18 protein-coding genes and 1 pseudogene are annotated in these 18,215 nt (G+C 66.6%); 8 read left to right on the forward strand and 11 right to left on the reverse strand.

Going from position 1 to position 18,215, the window contains the following annotated elements:
- Positions 1-128: 128 nt before the first annotated feature.
- Entirely contained in the window at positions 129-1,442 is a 1,314-nt protein-coding gene (locus B141_RS0124775) for an ABC transporter substrate-binding protein (RefSeq protein WP_020577881.1), read from the reverse strand.
- A gap of 34 nt (positions 1,443-1,476) precedes the next feature.
- Complete coding sequence (locus B141_RS0124780) at positions 1,477-2,727, reverse strand: NAD(P)/FAD-dependent oxidoreductase (protein ID WP_020577882.1); 1,251 nt, start codon at positions 2,725-2,727, stop codon at positions 1,477-1,479.
- A 116-nt stretch (positions 2,728-2,843) separates the two neighbouring features.
- Between B141_RS0124780 and B141_RS51640 the strand changes: the two are divergent.
- Positions 2,844-3,318 (forward strand): annotated as a pseudogene (locus B141_RS51640) (IS3 family transposase); the annotation flags it as partial.
- A gap of 111 nt (positions 3,319-3,429) precedes the next feature.
- Here B141_RS51640 and B141_RS0124785 read toward each other — a convergent pair.
- From B141_RS0124785 to B141_RS42540, 4 genes are all read right to left on the reverse strand, one after another.
- The gene (locus B141_RS0124785; protein ID WP_020577883.1) at positions 3,430-3,654 is read right to left on the reverse strand and encodes a hypothetical protein; all 225 of its coding nucleotides are present in this window, start codon (positions 3,652-3,654) and stop codon (positions 3,430-3,432) included.
- Between the two features lie 110 nt (positions 3,655-3,764).
- The gene (locus B141_RS0124790; RefSeq protein ID WP_020577884.1) at positions 3,765-4,679 is read right to left on the reverse strand and encodes a fatty acid desaturase family protein; all 915 of its coding nucleotides are present in this window, start codon (positions 4,677-4,679) and stop codon (positions 3,765-3,767) included.
- Between the two features lie 205 nt (positions 4,680-4,884).
- Positions 4,885-5,055, reverse strand: a complete 171-nt coding sequence (locus B141_RS49595) for a hypothetical protein (protein ID WP_020577885.1) — start codon at positions 5,053-5,055, stop codon at positions 4,885-4,887.
- A 917-nt stretch (positions 5,056-5,972) separates the two neighbouring features.
- A complete protein-coding gene (locus tag B141_RS42540; protein ID WP_020577886.1) occupies positions 5,973-6,470 on the reverse strand; it encodes a DUF5994 family protein in 498 nt (165 codons plus the stop codon).
- A 615-nt stretch (positions 6,471-7,085) separates the two neighbouring features.
- Here B141_RS42540 and pknB point away from each other — a divergent pair.
- Positions 7,086-8,915, forward strand: coding sequence for a Stk1 family PASTA domain-containing Ser/Thr kinase (gene pknB / locus B141_RS0124805; protein WP_020577887.1), 1,830 nt, complete (start codon positions 7,086-7,088; stop codon positions 8,913-8,915).
- 62 nt (positions 8,916-8,977) lie between these two features.
- Here pknB and B141_RS0124810 read toward each other — a convergent pair whose 3' ends face one another.
- A complete protein-coding gene (locus B141_RS0124810; RefSeq protein ID WP_157181255.1) occupies positions 8,978-9,895 on the reverse strand; it encodes an aminoglycoside phosphotransferase family protein in 918 nt (305 codons plus the stop codon).
- 210 nt (positions 9,896-10,105) lie between these two features.
- Positions 10,106-10,651 carry a DUF2637 domain-containing protein gene (locus tag B141_RS50825; RefSeq protein WP_202805900.1) on the reverse strand — a complete coding sequence of 182 codons (546 nt, stop codon included), beginning with the start codon at positions 10,649-10,651 and terminating at the stop codon, positions 10,106-10,108.
- A gap of 733 nt (positions 10,652-11,384) precedes the next feature.
- On the opposite strand from B141_RS50825, the gene B141_RS0124825 reads away from it, so the two are divergent.
- Positions 11,385-12,203, forward strand: coding sequence for a GNAT family N-acetyltransferase (locus tag B141_RS0124825; protein WP_020577891.1), 819 nt, complete (start codon positions 11,385-11,387; stop codon positions 12,201-12,203).
- A 156-nt stretch (positions 12,204-12,359) separates the two neighbouring features.
- A complete protein-coding gene (locus B141_RS0124830) occupies positions 12,360-12,773 on the forward strand; it encodes a hypothetical protein (protein ID WP_020577892.1) in 414 nt (137 codons plus the stop codon).
- 365 nt (positions 12,774-13,138) lie between these two features.
- Here the strand turns inward: B141_RS0124830 and B141_RS0124835 are convergent, their stop codons facing one another.
- Complete coding sequence (locus tag B141_RS0124835; protein WP_020577893.1) at positions 13,139-13,615, reverse strand: RidA family protein; 477 nt, start codon at positions 13,613-13,615, stop codon at positions 13,139-13,141.
- Positions 13,616-14,023: 408 nt separating this feature from the next.
- Here B141_RS0124835 and B141_RS50375 point away from each other — a divergent pair, with 408 nt between their 5' ends.
- Positions 14,024-15,073: a phosphotransferase family protein gene (locus B141_RS50375; RefSeq protein WP_169512968.1), complete on the forward strand. Its 1,050-nt coding sequence runs from the start codon at positions 14,024-14,026 to the stop codon at positions 15,071-15,073.
- Between the two features lie 62 nt (positions 15,074-15,135).
- On the opposite strand, the gene B141_RS42550 is transcribed toward B141_RS50375, so the two are convergent.
- A complete protein-coding gene (locus tag B141_RS42550; RefSeq protein ID WP_020577895.1) occupies positions 15,136-15,828 on the reverse strand; it encodes a hypothetical protein in 693 nt (230 codons plus the stop codon).
- Positions 15,829-15,932: 104 nt separating this feature from the next.
- Between B141_RS42550 and B141_RS49605 the strand changes: the two genes are divergently transcribed.
- The 3 genes from B141_RS49605 to B141_RS0124860 all read left to right on the forward strand — a co-directional run bounded on the left by B141_RS49605 (position 15,933) and on the right by B141_RS0124860 (position 17,693).
- Positions 15,933-16,109, forward strand: a complete 177-nt coding sequence (locus B141_RS49605; RefSeq protein ID WP_020577896.1) for a hypothetical protein — start codon at positions 15,933-15,935, stop codon at positions 16,107-16,109.
- Between the two features lie 211 nt (positions 16,110-16,320).
- Positions 16,321-16,800, forward strand: a complete 480-nt coding sequence (locus B141_RS0124855; protein ID WP_020577897.1) for a DUF3987 domain-containing protein — start codon at positions 16,321-16,323, stop codon at positions 16,798-16,800.
- Positions 16,797-17,693: an aminoglycoside phosphotransferase family protein gene (locus tag B141_RS0124860; protein ID WP_020577898.1), complete on the forward strand. Its 897-nt coding sequence runs from the start codon at positions 16,797-16,799 to the stop codon at positions 17,691-17,693. Before B141_RS0124855 ends, B141_RS0124860 begins: the two co-directional genes overlap by 4 nt.
- Before the next feature lie 335 nt (positions 17,694-18,028).
- Here the strand turns inward: B141_RS0124860 and B141_RS52325 are convergent, their stop codons facing one another.
- Positions 18,029-18,151 (reverse strand): hypothetical protein, encoded by a 123-nt coding sequence (locus B141_RS52325; protein ID WP_020577899.1) that lies wholly within the window; start codon positions 18,149-18,151, stop codon positions 18,029-18,031.
- Positions 18,152-18,215: the final 64 nt, after the last annotated feature.

Consider the following 18,215-nt stretch of genomic DNA (forward strand, 5'->3'; position numbering starts at 1 on the left):
GCGAGGACAACGACCGCGGGTCCGATCGTCAGCCAGGCGAGCAGGGTGTCGCGCTGCCCGGGTCCTCTGGCCGCCAGGGAGAAACCCGGCCGATCCGGAGGACCTGGCCGCTCGTACGGGGAGGCGTCTCACTTGATGGCGTCTCGCTTCTTGTTCAACCGGGACAGGAACTCCGCGGCGTCGATGTCGCCGTTCCAAGCGAGCTGGGCCTGCGTGCCGAGTTCGTTGACCAGCTCGGCGGAGAACGTGTTGTCCGGCCAGAACGTGTTGGTCGGCTCGACTCCCCAGGCCTGCACCTGGTTAACGAGCTCGTCGGCGTACACGCCCCTCAGGTCGGTGCGTCCGACCAACGGGCCGGACTCACCGGTGGCGGCGTACCGCTTCTGCTCGTCGGCGCTGAGCAGGTGCTTGATGAACGCCACCGCCTCGGGCTTGTGCTGGGAGTCCTTGGAGACGATGAACGCGCTACCGCACCCGCCGACGGTGCCGCCGTCGACGCCGTCCGGTCCGACGTTGGGAAGCTTGGCGACCGCGGCGGCCTTGCCGAGCCTCTCCCGCAGTTGGGGAATGGCCGCCGCCCCACCAACGCTGATCGCGGCCCTACCGTTGTAGAGCCGCTGCAGCGCCTGGCTGTCCTCGGTCGTCGGTGCGCCCTTGGCGCAGAACTCGCGCAGCCGCAGCCACTTCGTCGTCGCGTCGACGATCGCGGGATCGGTGAACGAATTCCTGCCGGTGTTGAGCGCGCCGATCCCGGGCGGGCCGCCGGCGGCCTGGGCCAGCCAGGTGTCGTACGTGAAGAACACGTACGCGAACTTGCCGAGCGTCAACGGCGTGACCCCGGAGCGCTTGATCTTCTCGAGGTCGGCGATCCAAGAGTCGAAGTCCTGCGGCCACTTCGAAGCGTCGACGCCGGCCTTCTCCACCAGGTCGGCGTTGTAGAGCAGGACCATCGCGCCGTCGGTGCCGTTGGGCACACCGAGGATCCGATCGCTTCGCTTCGGGTCGAACCCCTCGGTGACCGCCGCCCAGCCGGACAGCGCGTCGTACTCGCGGTCGTCGAAGTACTGCCGCATCGGCTCGAGGAACGGCGCGATGCTGAGCAGATAGCTCCCCGACCACACGTTGGCCACGTCAGGTCCCGTGTGGGCAAGGCTCGCGGTCCTGATCTTCGTGAACATGCGCGCGTCGGCGGGCAGGGCCTCGACTCGGACCTGGATCCCGGTCTTCTTCGTGAACCGCCGGATCGCCTGGCTGATCCAGAAATCCTCCGGCTTCTTGGACTTGTCGTTGGAGTCGGTCGTCGAGTATCCGCTCCAGAACGTGATCGGACCCTCGCCGCCGCCACCCGAGGAACCACCCGAGCATCCGGCCAGGACTGGAGCGGCAGCGACCGCAGCACCGGCCAAGTGGACGAACCTGCGACGCGAGATGAGGTTGGTCATGGAGGTGCCTCTCGATCGATCCTGATGCGGGGATCTACCTACGTGCGACCAGCCGGTCGGTCGGAGTGGGACCGGAGAAGTCGAACCGGATCTCACGGCCGGCGCCGAACCGATCGGGGTCGAGCCAGCCGGTCTCCAGGGACACCGGTGCGCCGGGGACGTCCCCGATGTCGATGACGGTCCGGTCGTCCAGCACCCGCGCGACGACCGCCTTGGCCAGTCCGGGGTGCAGGGTGATGCCGTGGCCGTTACAGCCGAGAACGTGGACGAGGTTGGTCAGCGGTCCGGACGTACCGACCAGCGGATAGCCATCTGGTGTCATGCCGTACACGCAGTTCCAGCCGGGCAGGAAGCGCGCGGTCGGCAGCTTCCAGTGCCGGCGGATCATGGCGGCGACCTTCGCGGGATAGTCGTCGTCATTCGCCATGTCGGTGAAGTCCGGGTCGACGGTGTACGCCGGGTCGGGCAGGTGCTGGTGCTGCCCGAACAGCAGGGTGTCGCCCACCTCACCGCGGCACCAGCCTCCGGCGCCGTCGACGGCCTCCGGCCAGCCGGTCAACGGCGTACACTCCAGCCCGTCGTCGTAGCCGGTCGCGACGGCGACCTGGATCCGCTGGGGAACGAGCTCAAGGTCGGCACCGGCGAGCCCGGCGACCTTGGCGCCCCACGGCCCCGTGGCGTTGACGACCGCGCCGACGGAGTACGCCCCGCGCCGCGTGACGAGGTGGGTGACCCGGGATCCGTCGTGCTCCATGGCGAGCACCGGTGTGCCCGGCAGCACGGTGAGCCGGCCGGTCTCTCGTCCGAGGCGGGCGTACAGGTCGACCAGGGCGTATGGGTCGAGGAAGCCCTGGTTCGGGAACAGCTCTCCGCCGTCGATGTCGTCGGGCACCCACGGGAACCGCGTCCTCACCTGGTCGGCGGTGAGCAGCTCCCGGTGGTAGATGCCGTCCGGCCCGGTGTCGTACGCGAGCGAGAACGCCGACGGTTCCGGCGCCGGTTGGCCCGCGCGCCAGTACGTGAACGAGCCGTACTGGTGGAACGGCAGGTCGTGGTCACGGTGCAGCCGGACGACCCGGTCGTACCCGATCAGGCTCATCACGGCGTACAGCTCGCCCATGTCGTGCAGGCAGACGACCCCGGCCGAGCCGCCGGTCGTGCCGCCCGCGAGGGCGCGCCGCTCGAACAGCACGACCTGGACGCCGGCCGAGGCGAGCTCGTACGCGCACGCCATCCCGAGGATCCCTCCACCGACAACGGCCACCTCGGCGGTACGCCCAGTCATCGCGCCTCCCACGCAGACTTTCTATTCCAAATACAGTAAATATATCCCTAATAACGATAGAACTTCACTTCGTCCGTCGTCAACGGATTCTTGGCGACTCACCTCGCTGCGGGCGTGGGATCTATGAGCCGGACGAGGACGGGCGCCGGCGGCCTGGTCGCTGTACGGGAGCCTGAAGATGTGGGCTCACCTGCAGCGCCAGGGCGTTCCGGTGGCCCGCTGCACCATCGAGCAGCTGATGCGGGACCACGGCTGGCGAGGGATCACGCGTGCGAGGAAGGTGATGACAACCGTTGCGGACCCGGCTGCGACCCGGGCGCCGAATCTGGTTCGTCGTAACTTCCACGCCACCGCGCCGAACCGGCAGCAGGTCGCCGATTCACCTATGTTCCTTTGTTTGATAGGCGTTTCGTCTACACGGCGTTCGTGATCGACGCGTTCGCCGGGGCTGATCGGTGGGTGGGAATGCTCTGCTCGCAGACAATCGGCTTCGTGCAGCGAGCCGTACGTCAGGCTGGAGAATTTCGAAGAAAACAAGGGTTTCCGCTGCGGTCGGCGCCACACTGCGATGCCGCAATCCCGAGGAGCGACGTCACCCGGCGCGCATTCCTTTAGCGCCAGCGCGGTCGCCGCCGGTGCAGCCGCGGTCTGGGCGAACCAACGGACCGCGCACGCCAACCGTATTCGACCCCCCGATTCCGGTCATAGCACAGCGCCGCGAGGGGCCACTTCGAAGGCGGCTACGCCTCGGCCGTAAAGCACGACGAGTCGGTCGCCGTGTCTGGCGCGAAGCACTCCGGTGTCTTGGGCGAGCTGTGAGATGACGTGCTCGATCACCTGATCTGCCTCAAGGATGTCGGGTTCGTCGTAGGTGAGGTCCAGGTGATCGCCGCTGGTGAGCCGGACCCGCAGGACAACCTCCGCCATAGCTACGGACCATAGACCTGCGGCTGTTGCGCTGCTCTACACCGGTGGCGCGGTGGTTGCTGGATGGGACTTACGGCCACGTTCAGGGTCGGATCTGGGGCCGTTCCGCCTCATGAGTTTGTGCTCTGAGGGCTGCGGAGGCAGGCGCCGACCTGGTGGAGGTAGGTGAGTACTTCGCGGTAGGAACGGAACAGCCCGGCGTCATGGTAAGGGATGCCGTGTTCGTCACAGAATGCCTGGACGAGCGGTTTGGCGCGGCGCAGGTTCGGCATGGGCATGCTGGGAAACAGGTGGTGCTCGATCTGGTAGTTCAAGCCGCCCAGGGCATGGTCGACGAACCAGCTGCCACGGACGTTCCGGGACGTCAGCACCTGCTTGCGTAGGAAGTCCATTTTCTCCTCCAGCAGCGGCATGCCCTTGTGATTGGGTGCGAACGAGCACCCCATGTAGAACCCGAAGATGCCCTGGTGGACGGCAAGAAAGACCAGCGCCTTGCCAGGGGACAGCACGAGGAACACCGCCGACAGGCATGCCGCCGTGTGCAACCCGAGCAGCAGCGCCTCCAGGCCCTTGTGCTTGACACCGCGCTGCCACAGGGCGCGGATTCCGGAGACGTACAGATTCAGACCCTCCAGAAGCAATAGGGGGAAGAAGAGGAATGCCTGCCATCCGGCTAACGCTCGGCCGGCAACCCCGCGCCGTTCGCGGGCGTGTTCCTCGCTCCAGGCGATCACACCGACGCCGACGTCTGGGTCGTCGTCGACGTGGTTCGGGTTGGCATGATGGCGGGTGTGCTTGCCGATCCACCAGCCGTAGCTCAGCCCGATACCAGCATCGGCCAGCAGCAAGCCGACTATCTGTGCCGTACGTCGGGAGGTGAAGACCTGGCGGTGTCCGACGTCGTGTGCGAGGAAGGCGATCTGGGTGAACAGCACAGCCAGGATCGCGGCGAGGACGATCTGCAGCCAGGAATCACCGAGCAGGAAGAACCCCGCGATAGTGCCGCCGAGCAGCGAGAGGGTCACGACGAACCTCGCGGCATAGTGACCGGGCCGGCGTTCTAAGAGCCCGGCCTGACAGATTCGATGCGACAGCCTGGCGTAATCACTTCCCTTGGGCGGGTCTATCGCGGACGGACCGGTTCCCTTGGTGGACAGAGGAGTACTCGATCCGGGCATGCTCACGCTTCCTTCGTTCGATGGTCATGGTTGACCGGCGGGCGCTGTTCGTTCAGCTGAAACGCGCCGCCGTCTCCGTGTGCGCTGCGTCGAGGGCGCCGTGGCCGAGCATGACGCGGGTGATGGGACCGCGGCGGTGGTCCATGGCAAGAATCAACGCAGGCAGTTCCGCAACAGGAGAGCCTGGCTTCTGCAGCGTGAACAGGCTCAACGCGATGAACACCCCGGCGGAGGCGCCGGAGCTGACCAGGTCGGGCTCATCCAGGCACGGATCGCCAACTGTGATTCGGTGGGAGCTGATGTGCCACGCGAGGGGAGCGAACCCATCGGCGCCAGCGGCGCGTTCCTGTCGGTGGAAGTGCTACGCGTGCGATGCGCGATGTGGATGACGTCCCCTTCGATGGCCGGTCTGGCGGGCAACCTCAGGATGGGGATGTCGTCGACTCCGGATGCACGAACTGTACGCCGACAGACTCTCGAAAACGAATATTCTCGGGGCAGGGCTTCGGCGTGACTCTGAGAACGGACACCACCGTCGGCCAATTTACGTAACGCGGCGGCCGAGAAAAGCCGATATGTACACCCAACGCCCGAAGACGCAGACAGGCCGCGTCGAGCTGTCACGGGCTGGGATTCCGGCCACACATCTTACGCTGCGGAAATGCGCGAGTGTCGCTGCCGGCCGACTCGGCGCGACACATCCGCGTTCACGGTTTTCCCGCGAGTCAGCCTCACATGTATTGGCCGGTCGCTTCGCTTCAACGGTGCTCGCTGTCTTAGATATCATCGCTGACATCACATTGGCCACATTGATGACCACGCCATGCTCAAATGGCTCACGGTTATACCGGGCCAAAACCAGACTGCGCCGTTCGCCCAAAGCGCGCGCGATCGCATTCAATGCTTCGTCTTCTCCAGCGAAATCCCGACTCATCACGATCACGTCTTCACCGGCGATCGGGCAACCGCACCGTTAGTTCAATGTGGTCAGGCATAGTTTGGCACCTTCCCGACCAGAATCGCATGTCCCGACGTCCCATTCCCAAGTGTGCGCCCCGCAGCGGCTGACTTGCTCGCTCAGGGATCGTCCGTCCGTGACGCTGGCCGGTGGCTGGGCCATCCCCTAGCGCGCCTCGCCGCTCACCGCGACAGCGGCCTGATCATCTCCTGGCTTATCGCTGAGGGGTCCTCGGCCGCCATCTCGGCCTGCGCCGCTTGGCCAGCAGCGGTGGTGAGGATGTCGGGGGCGGGTACGGTGTTGGCGGCATCTGCGGCTAGGGCCATGGCCGCCTCGGCGAGCGGGACATTGGTGGCCGACGGGACGACCAGCAGTTCGATGTTGTAGCGGTTGTCCCAGCTGGCTGTGAGCAGATTGCTCGGCTGGGTCGTGAACCAGCCGAGCCGGATCAGCCGGCCTGCGACGCGGAGCCGAGGAGGTCGGGCATCCCAACCGCTGAGGCCAAGCATGATGCACGTAACGGGGCCCCCGCGACGGTCGTCGATGGCGAGGATCAGCCCGGGCAGTTCTTCGATCGGATCGGTTGACCGCGGCCACCAGGCGCCGTGGAGCACGGCGCTGCGCGACAGGCTCGGACCCCATCGCAGGCGGGGTGCCAACGGCGCTGGCGCCCGGGTCATGGGCCTACGGTCGCCAGCAGCAGAAGTCACGGGGCTCCTTCGCCAGGGCCACACACAGCGGCCGGGTATCGGTTCGGACCGGGCGGGTTAATGCACGAGTACGCAGCCGGAACCTGTGCGGCGTCTTCGGTGCGTGGACCTGTTGCAGACCTAACACAGGACCCTGCGGTGGGATGGCGGGCTATCTGACGGCGGTAGGCGATCGGTTCCAGATGCAGTGACCCTACGCCGGCAAACTTCCGGAAAGCCAGCGTTCCCGGACGTGGGCTTTTCGCGGGGCTCCGCAAGCTCTGCACAAATAGGACGACCTTGGCCTGGCCATCCGTGCCGCGAGGATGAGGTCGACATCAAGGCCCACCGACAACCGCCTCATCTGGCCACCGAGTGGACATCAGGTGCCGACCCGTTCGGCCAGAAAGTCTTCCCGGTCCGGTGGCCTACGGCTTGCATCGGGCACCTGGATCGCCGGATCCTCGCCGGCAACGGTGCCGGCCTGGGCGTCTTAACCTAGACTGCCCGGGCGGCGTACCGGGTGTGCGGCAACGTCTGGTTGCTGTCCGCTCGCGGGTGGGGGCTGCGTTGTGTAAGCGACCCGACCGCTCAAGGACAGCAGGTATGAGTCCCAGCCACCGCACCGAGTCCGGCTCCCCCAGCAACCCCGAGGGCATCGTCGGGGCGCGGCTCCTGGGTGGCCGATACGCCCTCGGCGAGGAGCTCGGCCGCGGTGGGATGGCCGTGGTGTGGACCGGCACCGACCAGCGCTTGGGCCGGACTGTGGCGGTGAAGACGCTGCGCACCGAAGTGGCGACCGACCAGACGGTCCAGGCCAGGTTCCGCCGGGAGGCACAGTCGGTGGCGGCCCTCAACCACCCCTCGGTCGTCGCGGTCTACGATACCGGCGAGGAGGTCCTCGACGGCGTGTCGGTGCCCTACATCGTCATGGAGTATGTCGAGGGCCGCACGCTGCGCGACGTGCTTGGCGAAGGTCCGCGCATGCCACCCGACCGGGCTCTGGCCATTGTCGGTGACGTCCTGGACGCACTGGAGTACAGCCACCGGGCTGGCATCATCCACCGTGACATCAAGCCGGCGAACGTCATGCTCATCCCCGCCGGCAAGGCCAAGGTCATGGACTTCGGCATCGCCCGCGCCATGGCCGACGCGTCAGCGAAGCTCACCCAGACCGCCGCCGTGGTCGGCACCGCACAGTACCTTTCGCCCGAACAGGCCCGCAGTGAGCCCGTCGACGCCCGCAGTGACATCTACTCCACAGGCTGCCTGCTCTATGAGCTTCTCACCGGCCGCCCGCCGTTCCTCGGGGACCCGCTGTCGGTGGTCTACCAGCACGTTCAGGAGGAGCCACAGCCGCCGTCCACGCTCGAACCCCAGGTGTCGACCGAGGCCGAACGCATCACCCTCACGGCATTACGGAAGGACCCCCTCGACCGCTACCAGAGCGCGTCACAGATGCGGGCCGACATCGACCGGGCCCTGACCGGCCAGAGCGTGGCCACCGCGCCCCAGCCGCAGGAAGCGACGACAACTCCGAACGCGCCGACCGGCACGATGCCACCGCCGACCGTCACGATGCCGCCGCCCACCCACGACGGACCACAAAGGGGCGGCGCTGAACCCCACCACGGTCGGAATCGGCGCCAGATGCGGTGGTACGCGCTCGCCGTCGTGCTGCTCGTCGCGCTCGGGGCCGCGGCTGTCGCTGGTTACCGGATGTTCAAGACGGACACCGTGGCCGTCCCAAGACTGATCGGCACGACAACCGTCCAGGCCAAGGTGGCCCTGGACGCGCACCAGTTGGAGCTGGGCAAGACGACGAAGACGGCCAGCGAGGAGGTGCCGAAGGGGCAGATCATCGCCCAGTACCCCGCACCGGCACGCTCAGCCGCGCTCGGCAGCGCGGTCGATGTCACAGTCTCCACCGGGAAACCCGAGGTGCGAATCCCCGAGGTGCTCGGACGACAGGTCGCCCGAGCACGGGCCACCCTCGAGACCGCCGGCTTCCGGGTCCGCGACCGAGAAGACACCAACTCCAGGAAACCTGAGGGCGTGGTGACGCGGGTCGACCCGCCGGGAGGTTCCGTCGTTCCCAAAGGCTCACTGGTGACGCTGTACCACTCCACTGGCCTGATCAAGGTGCCCGACGTCCAGTACAAGGACGAGGCCGAGGCGCAGGCGATCCTCATGGCGGCCGGCTTCAAGGTCAACAAGATCCCGCAGGAGAACGCCGACGCGGATCCCGGCACCGTGACCGTTCAGATCCCCGAACCCGGCACGCGCAGGTCGCCCGGCACCAACGTGAGCATCGTGATCGCGCGCAAGCCCAAACCGACACCCACGCCGCAGCACACACCCACGCCAACACCCAGTCCCTCACCGACAGACCCGGGGCTACCGCCCCTGCCCCTGCCCCTGCCCCTGCCGTTCTGACGGCTCCCAGCCATCGAGTTCAGGTGCTGGCCCGATGTGCGCCGGCCTGATTGTGCGGCGTGCTAATAATCCGCGGCGAAGTCGGCGAGCAGCTCGGCGATGTCCTCGTGGACGCCGCGTATCATTGCGGGATTGCGGGTCCGGTAGTAAGGGATCGCGATCATCTCCAGCGACAGGACCCAACCGCGAGCGCGCGCCCAGGTGTCCTGGTCGACCTCCATCGCCTCGCGGAAGGCTCGCCGCGAGTCACCGGTGAACAGGTACCACGCGGCCAGGAGATCGGCTGCCGGGTCGGCGGCCCACGCGGTGCCGAAGTCGATGACCGCGGACAGTTTGCCGCCGGCCACCAGCACGTTGCCTGGCATCAGATCTCCGTGGATCCATCTGGGCGGACCGGCAAAGGTGTCCGCCGCGAGCGACGCCTCCCAGGCGGCGAGCACGAGTCCGGTATCGAACTCGTCCCGCAACTCCTCCAGCGCCTCCCGGAAGAGCGCGTCACGCGGCGCGAGCGGTGTACCCCGGGCAAACGGGTCGTCCGGTGGGACCGGAGCCCCGCTCGTGTCGACCTCCTGCAGGCAGCGCACAAAGCCGGCAAGCTCCTTCGCCACGGCCACCGGGTCGGCAAGCTGATCCAGCTGATAAGCCTCGCCCTCCAGCCACCGGTACACACCCCACGTGAAGGGATAGTCCGCGCCGGGCCTCCCGAGGGCCAGCGGCTCGGGAATGGCCAGTGGTAGGTGAGGGGCAAGTCGCGGCATCCAGGCCAGGTCTTTCTCCACCTGGCCCTGTGTCGATGCGGTGCGAGGCAACCGGACCGCCAGGTCGGAGCCGACCCGAAACGTCACGTTGTCCGTGCCCGACGAGGCCACGACACGGACCGGAAGCCCGGCCCACTTCGGGAACTGCTCGGCCAAAAGGCGCGCCACCAGGGACGCGTCGATGTCCACTTCATCATCGTGCAGCTTGGCGACCTCAGACACGGCAACGGAGCCTCCCACGCCCCTTGCCGAGGGTCAACGCACTTTCGTCAGCTCACAAATCCCACGGAGCAGCTCGCTCCGAAAGACGTCCGTGGCCGCCGGATGACCCCTTTCGAGCCCCGGCGTGGGCATCGTGGCGGCCCGTGTCGAGGGTGACCGCTTGGGTGCCGCTATCGCTGCGGGGCCCTGGAATCAGTCACCTGGGGGCCGCTACCCGGGTTGAGGTTTGTCGTTCATGGCGAGGAGGGCGAACCCTGCGACGACCATGAGCCCGTCGACGGCGAGCGGGCCGATCGCGGCGTTGATGGCGTCCTCGCCGTACCGGGTTAACAGGCCGGTCATGTGCCGGTAGGACATGATGGCCGCGACCGCGGCGACGAGTCCGGTGCCACCGAAGCGAGCCAGGCCCCACCAGAATCCGGATCGGCGCCACTCCGGGCGGCTCATGCACTCAACAGCGAGTAGCAACGCCACTGGAACGAAGGCCCCGGCAATGCGCGGCCCCGGCGCGGGTTGAGCATGGGCGACGTTCGCCGCGATCGATGCTCCGATGCCGAGCAGGAATGCCGACCAGACCACCAGTCGGGCGCCACGCGGCTGCCAGCGTACGGATGCCGCGGCACCGTTGGGTGATGATGCCCGGGTGCCAATGGTCTGCCGGACAGCAGATGAGGTTGGCGCCGGCACCTTCGCCGACACATCACCGGCCGCTGCTGATGGCTGGTCCTGGCGCCGCTCGACTGGCGTGGCCGTCACCCCTGTGACGGCCGACGACTCCAACGGCAGGTCATTCGACTGTCGTTCGGTTGCCGCGCCGGCGGCCAAGCTCGGCCGATCTCCGGTATCGCCAGCTTGGGCAGGAGAGTCACTCTTTGGTCGTTCGGCAATCCGAACCCTGTTGACCTGCGATCGTTCAGAAGTTGGCAAGATTGCCGAAGGCTGTTCCGCTCGTACCTCTGCGATCCGGTCTCGCCCCCAGCGCTCTCCCCGGTCGAATATGGCGCCGAGCGTCTTACCCGTGAGCGGAAACTCACTGTCGAGGCTCTGCCGGAAGGCCTGCCGTGCCTCCTCCTGCAATGCCGCGGCACTGCGACCCTTCCGCCTGGCTGCCGCCGTCGTCGCCATCGTGGATGCCGTCATCGTGGTTGCCGTCATCGGGCCGCGTACCCCTCCTTGATGATCGTTTAGCGTGCGTCACGCACCCGGCATCGAAGCCAAGTGTGGCGAGCATCATGTCGCGAACCTCACTCAGGCGCCGAACAAGATCTCGCGGCACTCCTGACGCGGCAAAGCATCATGCCACCCCTCTCCGGGTGTCGCAGCGGCCGCGAGCTCACCGGCACCTTCAGCCGACGAACTTTCTCCCTTTACACCCACCTCGAGCTCACTTTGGACGACGAAGCCGCGGTCGCTCGCGGAGACCTCGCTCCGGCCCGGCCCGCCGAAACCCAGTTGCCGACTGGCCGACCCGCCGGGCAGGGTCGTCGCCGTGACCGACACCGCGAGCGACCCCGCCGCCCTCCTGCGCGCCTACGACGACCAGCTCCGCGTGGAGACCGCCTCGGCGGTCGCCGTCGAGCGGATCGGCCCGCTCACGTGCGCGACGTACCTCGGGGGCCGCGGCTTCATCACCTACCGCAGCCTCGACACAGACGGGCAGCGGGCCGACGAGGAGCAGGTGCGCGCCCTGGTCGACGCGGCGCTCGCGCACTTCGAGCAGGACCCCTCGATCGTGCGGGTCGAGTGGAAGACCCGCGGCCACGACCACGCCCCCGGGCTGCACGACGCCCTCGTGGCACGGGGCTTCGTTCCGGACGAGCCCGAGTCGGTGATGGTCGGTGAGGCGCGGCTGCTGGCCTACGACGTGGACCTTCCCGCCGGGGTCGTCGTCCGACAGGTGACGGACGAGTACGACGTGCGCGCCATGTGTGCGATGCAGGCCGAGGTCTTCGGCGACTCCCCCGAGTTCGCCGCCGAGATGCTCGAGCAGATCCTCCACCGGCTGCGCACCCGCGACGACATGGAGATGTGGGTGGCCGAGGACCACGGCCGCATCGTCAGCGCCGGTCGGCTCGAGCCGGTCGAGGGCACGGAGTTCGCCGGGATCTGGGGCGGCGCGACCCGTCCGGAGTACCGCGGCCGGGGCATCTACCGCGCCCTGACCGCGGCCCGGGCCCGCTCGGCCCTGGCACACGGCAAGCGCTACATCAACAGCGACTCGACCGAGTTCTCCCGCCCGATCCTCGAGCGGTCCGGCCTGGTCAAGGTCTCCACCACCACGCCCTACGAGTGGCGCCGCGACCGCTGACCGACCGCTGACGTCCCACCCGCTGCGCCAGGAATGCCGCGCCGCCCTCCGCAGACGTCGCGGTGGCACCTGTGTCGCTGCAGGTCGTCATCACCGACCCGTTGTCCGGTCGTGAGGCTGTTGACGAGGGCCACGCCCTGGTGACCCGCTACAAGGTTGGCGAAGGGTGGGCACCGGTTCCGCCGCCCGGCTCACCGGCTCAACGTTCCCCAGCTCCAGACCGAGATTGACGCGGTAGCTGGAAGGGCTGGCGACCCGACCATCTGGCTGCTTGAGGTCAAGGACCCAGCCGACGTCTTCGTTGTTCCCGAGATTGGAAGAGCTTTGGACAGCTTCTTTGTCGATGGAAAGAAGCCCGCGTATGCCAGTCAGCTACAGAGGAAATTCGACGACGACCTCGAGCCACATGCGGCAGCGGTCGCCGAGGCGCTTGGTCTTCCGCCCGCTCCGCCGGAGAGCCCCTATGTCATCAAACCCATGTTCGTAAAACGGAGGGCCGCCCCGGCCGATTTCGTCAGTGGACCGTTTCCAATCACGTCGTTTCCCTACCTTCCTTATGCGCTGAGTTAGGGCCTGTTCTGGGAGGGGACCCGCTGCTTGATGCGACTTGGTTATACGCGAACGCGAGCCGCACACATGGGGGTTGAAGTGGCCGGCATTAGATCGCGGTACCTGTCGATGCCAGCCGGAGATTGTTCCACGCCGACGTATCACTTGTACGAATGCGGTTAGCGATGCAGAGTTCCTTCACCGCTACCCAGATCGAGGATTTCCGGGTTCTTACAATGGGAGTGAAGCATCCCGGCAACCAGGTAGTACCGTAGGCGCTCCTCAGGGCGCGAATAGACCGTGCGCCAATGATCCGAGGCGAACTCCGAATCTCACTGATCTATACTCTTCTCACGTTTCATATATCGCATGCTCGCTCCTCACACCTACGCTGGGGCCTGCTCAAGGGGCGAAACCTCAAAAACACTGTCCACGATGATGGGGACGCCTTGCCTCAGCGCGGCGGCTCCAAAGACGCTCCGAGCGTGACGACCAGCCTCGCCGAAGACCTCTACCATTAGGTCGGAAAATCCGTCAAGGACGGCGTGTGGCTGCTCAAAGTCAGGGGTGCAGAGAACAAATCCCTGCGCCTTTACGACTCGTACTACACGGTTCAGTGAGCCAAGTTCGGCAGTAACAGTCGCTAAAACCTGGAGCCCCGCCTCGCGCGCCGCCGCTTGCCCTTGCTCAGTGGTGTACTCGCGCCCAAGGCGACCATGCCACGATGGTGCCGGTCCCTTGCCCGACAGAAACAGCAGATTGCCTGTTTGCGCGGCGTTCACGTAACTGGCCGCAGGAGGGGCGGCGGACGGCAAGGTGATCCCTAGCATCTTCAGGCGGTCGTCGATCGAGTCGCGCGTCACGGCCGGAGACTATGCCACACGCAATTGCTCGTACCCTCGTCGGCTCTCCTGCTTGGTCTGGGGTGACTATCTCGGACTGGGATGGTGACACCTCGTTCCGATCGCTCACTCCGCCAGAATCGAGCGAAGCGAGCGCTTGAGATGGCATGACCGCAGTAAGCCGGCACGAGCCGCGCCCCTAAGGGACTTTGCAGGAATGCCTTCTCAGCGGGGGTTCATGATCTCGGTGATCCGGAGGAACCCGTCGGTGGACCGCCGCGGTCGCCGTGATCTACGGCAAGTGGAAGACGACTCTGCTGTGGGTTCTGGAGTCCGATCGGCACCGCCCAGGCGAGCCGGGCGTCTCGTGCTGTCCGTTAGAGGTCCCTATCCGGACTGTGCCGTACCCAGTCGCTAACGTCTCGGGCCATGCCACGACACCATCCTCCACCGGCAAGACCGCTGGGGCCGGACGCCGAGGGCCGGTGGGTCCGCCGCTGGACGTCACCGGAGTGGACCCGCACCGTGGATGCATGGGTGAGCCTCCGGCTCGCCGAGCAGGACCGCCGGATCATCGACGAACCCGTCACCTACCGAGCCCGCTTATGGTCCGTGGTCCGCTGCTATCCGTCTGCCGAGGGGCTGGTGTGGTTCAAGGAGACCAATCCCGGGCATCGATTCGAGGCAGGCCTGACCGCTGCCCTGGCACGTCTCACACCCGCTGCCGTCGTCGCGCCGATCGCGGTAGATCGCGCCTATGGCTGGCTGCTCTCCAACGACCACGGAACGACCCTGGACCACCCGGACGTCGCTGATCAGCCAACACGGTGCACCGTGGTCCGCGAATTGGCCCGCCTCCAATGCTCACTGCTCGGCCACCTCAAGGTTGCCGAGCACCCTGGGCTCGTCGTGCTCCCACCCAGCGCCGCGGGCGACCACGTGCGCGCTGTCGCCCGAGAATGGGCTGCGCTGCCATCGGACCATCCACTACACGCCGAGCCGGACACGCAGGAACGGGCTGCGCACGCCGCCGACGTACTAGATCGGTGCACTGCGCCCCTCAGTGACGCCGTGCCACTCGACCTGGAAATCAACGACGTCTACGCCGCGAACATCTGCGCCGACCGCTCAACCGGCACACTACAACTGCGGTTCTTCGATTTCGGCAATGCACTCTGGGGCCACCCGTTCGTCACCCTGCACGGCTTCCTCGACTCGGTGGAGGAGTGGAACGAAGCCCCATTGTCACCTTCGGACCGCGAAGCGCTCTACGACACCTACCTAACAGTGTGGCGCGAACACCTCCACGCCGACCCACAGCTACTGCGCCGCGACCTCACCGCAACCCGAGTCCTGGTCTACGTGCACCGGCTCGTTTCATGGCTGCGTCTCGTCCCGCACGCCGATCCGACCGAAATCCGAACCAGAGCAGAGATACCACGGCATCAGATGGCCAGCATCGCGGCACTGGCCGATTGACGTTCCCTATGAGATACAGCCTGGCTGGCGTGGTCTCACGGCAAACGAGGTTCGCTACCGGTTCAGAGCAGCAGTTGCGTCCATGCAGAGGTGTTCTTCCACGTCTGGTCGTCGGTCGCGAACCCCACGAAAACGGCTGCTACGTCGTCGAGGCTGGCCATGAGTGTTCGGTAGTGCCGGTCGGGTGCACCTTCCCGGTACTCCACGGCGTAATGTCCTTCGGGGACATCGCCGGCCTGCTGTCCGACGCCGACTTGGACGAACCAGTCAGGTTCCTTCTCCAGGCTGGCGTACCAGTTTCGCTCGGAGAGCGCCTGCAGCAGGCGGCGCAGGTCAGCGGGGGCGGGGCTGTCGACCATGCTGCCGTCGTAGAACTCGAGCCGCAGTTCGTTCATATCTGGCCGCGGTGGGTTGTGAACCCGACCGGACTGCGGATCGAAGCAGACCAAGCCGTGCTCGGCTGCAAGCGGGATGATCCACCGTGCGACTTCCTGCGCACAAGACCACCGAATGTTCATGATCAGATGACTAGGCGAGAGGCCGGGGCTCATGCACCAGGGCGAGTCGTCCAAGGCTTCATCGGTAAGGCCCTCCAGGGCAGGGAACCGCTCGGTCACCGCCTGGTAGAAGGCCTCGACACGGGGATCGGCCGCCACAACCACGGCATGATCGTGAGCCAGCTGCTCGCAGATCTGTTCGGCCAGCTTGACCGTAACGGGCTGAGGTAATCCCCACACGTAAAGATCAAAACTCATCTGGCCGTGACCTCCTCACTCTCGGGCCGCCAGGCCGCTCCCGATGATACGAACCGGGTCAAGTCGCGGGGCGACCTGGAAACCGGTGACCGGGTGCAGCGAGGTTGTCCGAGGGCTGCGACATCTGCCTGAGCCTGGACGGTGACCGCTACGACGTCGCATCCGGCTACGTCTGCGCACACAACGAATCTGATGGGACCTGGATGCGCCGCGCCGGCAAGAAGGCCGCCGGGCGGCTACTAGACGACCGCACCTGGGACCAGATCCCCGCCGCTAGCTGACCTGCAAGCCCGCGCTCTGGCCTTCCCGCACTTTCAGGAGATCAGCCGTGACGATGCCTGCCAGACCCCTGCACGTGGTCACCGAACCCGACAACACCTCCGACACCCGCGACGACCGGTGGGAGCCACCCGTGCCGCTCACCGGCAGGCACCAGCTACCCCCTTCCCGGTGGAAGCGCTCCCCGCGTGGGTCGGTGACTACGTTCAGGCAGTGGCGACCGAGACCGAAACCCCGGTCGACCTGCCCGGCCGCATCGCCCTCGCCGCCCTGTCGACAGCGGCCGGCGGCCGCGCCGAAGTGGAGGTACGGGGCCGCTGGCACGAGCCAGTGAACATCTTCACCGTCGTCGCACTCCCACCCGGCTCCCGCAGATCCGCAGTGTTCTCCGCAATCATCCGCCCGCTGCTCGACGTCGAACGCGACCTCGCCAACGACGCCAAGGTCGCCATCGCCGCCGCCGAACTAGAAAGGAGGATCGCCACCGAACGCGCGGAGAAAGCCGCCCGCACCGCGATCGGCGCAGACCCACTCAACGCAGGTCAGGCCATCGGCCTTGCCACCGACGCAGCGATGGCCGCCGAATCCGCGGACCACAGGCAGGCAGCACAGCCCGTACCCGCGAGAAAGCCACATCCCACGGATCGTTCCTGCGTTGGGCGCATAGGGAGGCTCACTATCCTGCCGCAATGATCGAGATCCCGGAGGAGTTCGCGCGACAGCTCATCGATCGTGAGGGCGATCCGGGCCGTGCCTGGCTGGCGTCTCTGCCTGGCTTGGTGGATGATGTCCTCCAGCGGTGGCGCTGCACGCCGACAGGGCTGATCGGCGGCAAGGTCGGGATCGTCGTGGCTGTGCAGCGTGACGATGGCACACCTGCAGTGCTGAAGATCTCCTTCACCCATGCGGGCAACCGGTACGAAGCTCGTGCGTTCGCCACCTGGGCGGGCCGTGGCGCCGTTCAGTTGTACGAACGTGACGACGCCAAGTTCGCCATGCTGCTGGAGCAGGGCGAACGGCAGACCCTGGACGATCTCGGCGACGCCGACCACGCAACGGCAGTGCTGGGTCGACTCGCCCGACGACTGGCCGTCGAAGCCCCGCCCAACCTCCCCCTGCTGTCGAATGATGCCGATGAGTGGGATCAGACGCTCTGCGAGAACTCCAAGACGCCTGGGCATCCGCTGTCGCAGCGCGCGTTGGGTGCGGCAGTTGCCACCATTCGCGACCTCGGCCGCAACCAACCGAGCACCATGGTGCATGGTGACTTGCACTTCGGGAACGTCGTCCGCGCCCAGCGCGAGCCGTGGCTGGTCATCGACCCCAAGGGTTTCGTCGGAGACCTCGCCTTCGACGCGGTTACGGTGCTCCACTGCAGTCTCGACAGCCTACGCAGGGCCGATGACCTCCGATCGGAGTTGCACCGTCGTTTGGCGATCTTCGCCGATGCCGCCGAGATCGACCGTGAACGAGCCGTCCGCTGGACACAGGCCCGTGCTGCGATGAGCGCTTGTCGCGGTCGGGCGGTCGACGACGCAGACTGGGAAGCCCAGTTCCGCGAGCAGACGGCCGAGCTTCTGGCGTGACACCTACGACCGCCAGGAAGGCCGAGTGTCACTGCACACGCGCAGGAGCCTCGTGCCAGAGACCGTGCAACGCGCCAAGGAACTGCATCCACACGAGGTGGCCCCGTGGCGAACTCGGGCACAGGCGCGAACTCCGTCATTCGGCGCTTCCCCTCGAGGTTCGATGTCGGATCACACGCCGACCTTGACACGGCCACCATTCCCCTTCCCTCACCTGAACATGTGAGAGATGACCAGCGCCTGCGGCAATCGTGGTCGGGAGCAGCCGTGGTACCTCGGCGAGCGCGGCAATGGTGGCCGATCGCCACCGACTCACGGACCGTTGGGGTAGGTAGTCACGCGGGGCGGCCGAACGTGTGGCGGGCCCAGTCGGCGAAGCAGGTCCAGGCAACCTCGGGGTGGGCGGCGTGCAGCGGGGCGATATCGACGCGGTAGCCGGGCCCGTTCAAAAACTCCACATCGCGTGCATATCGGGGTTACCGATCGCCTCCAGCGGCACCCGCTCATGGCGTACCCCCGCCC

This window comes from Actinopolymorpha alba DSM 45243 (assembly GCF_000373925.1).
GTDB lineage: Bacteria > Actinomycetota > Actinomycetes > Propionibacteriales > Actinopolymorphaceae > Actinopolymorpha > Actinopolymorpha alba.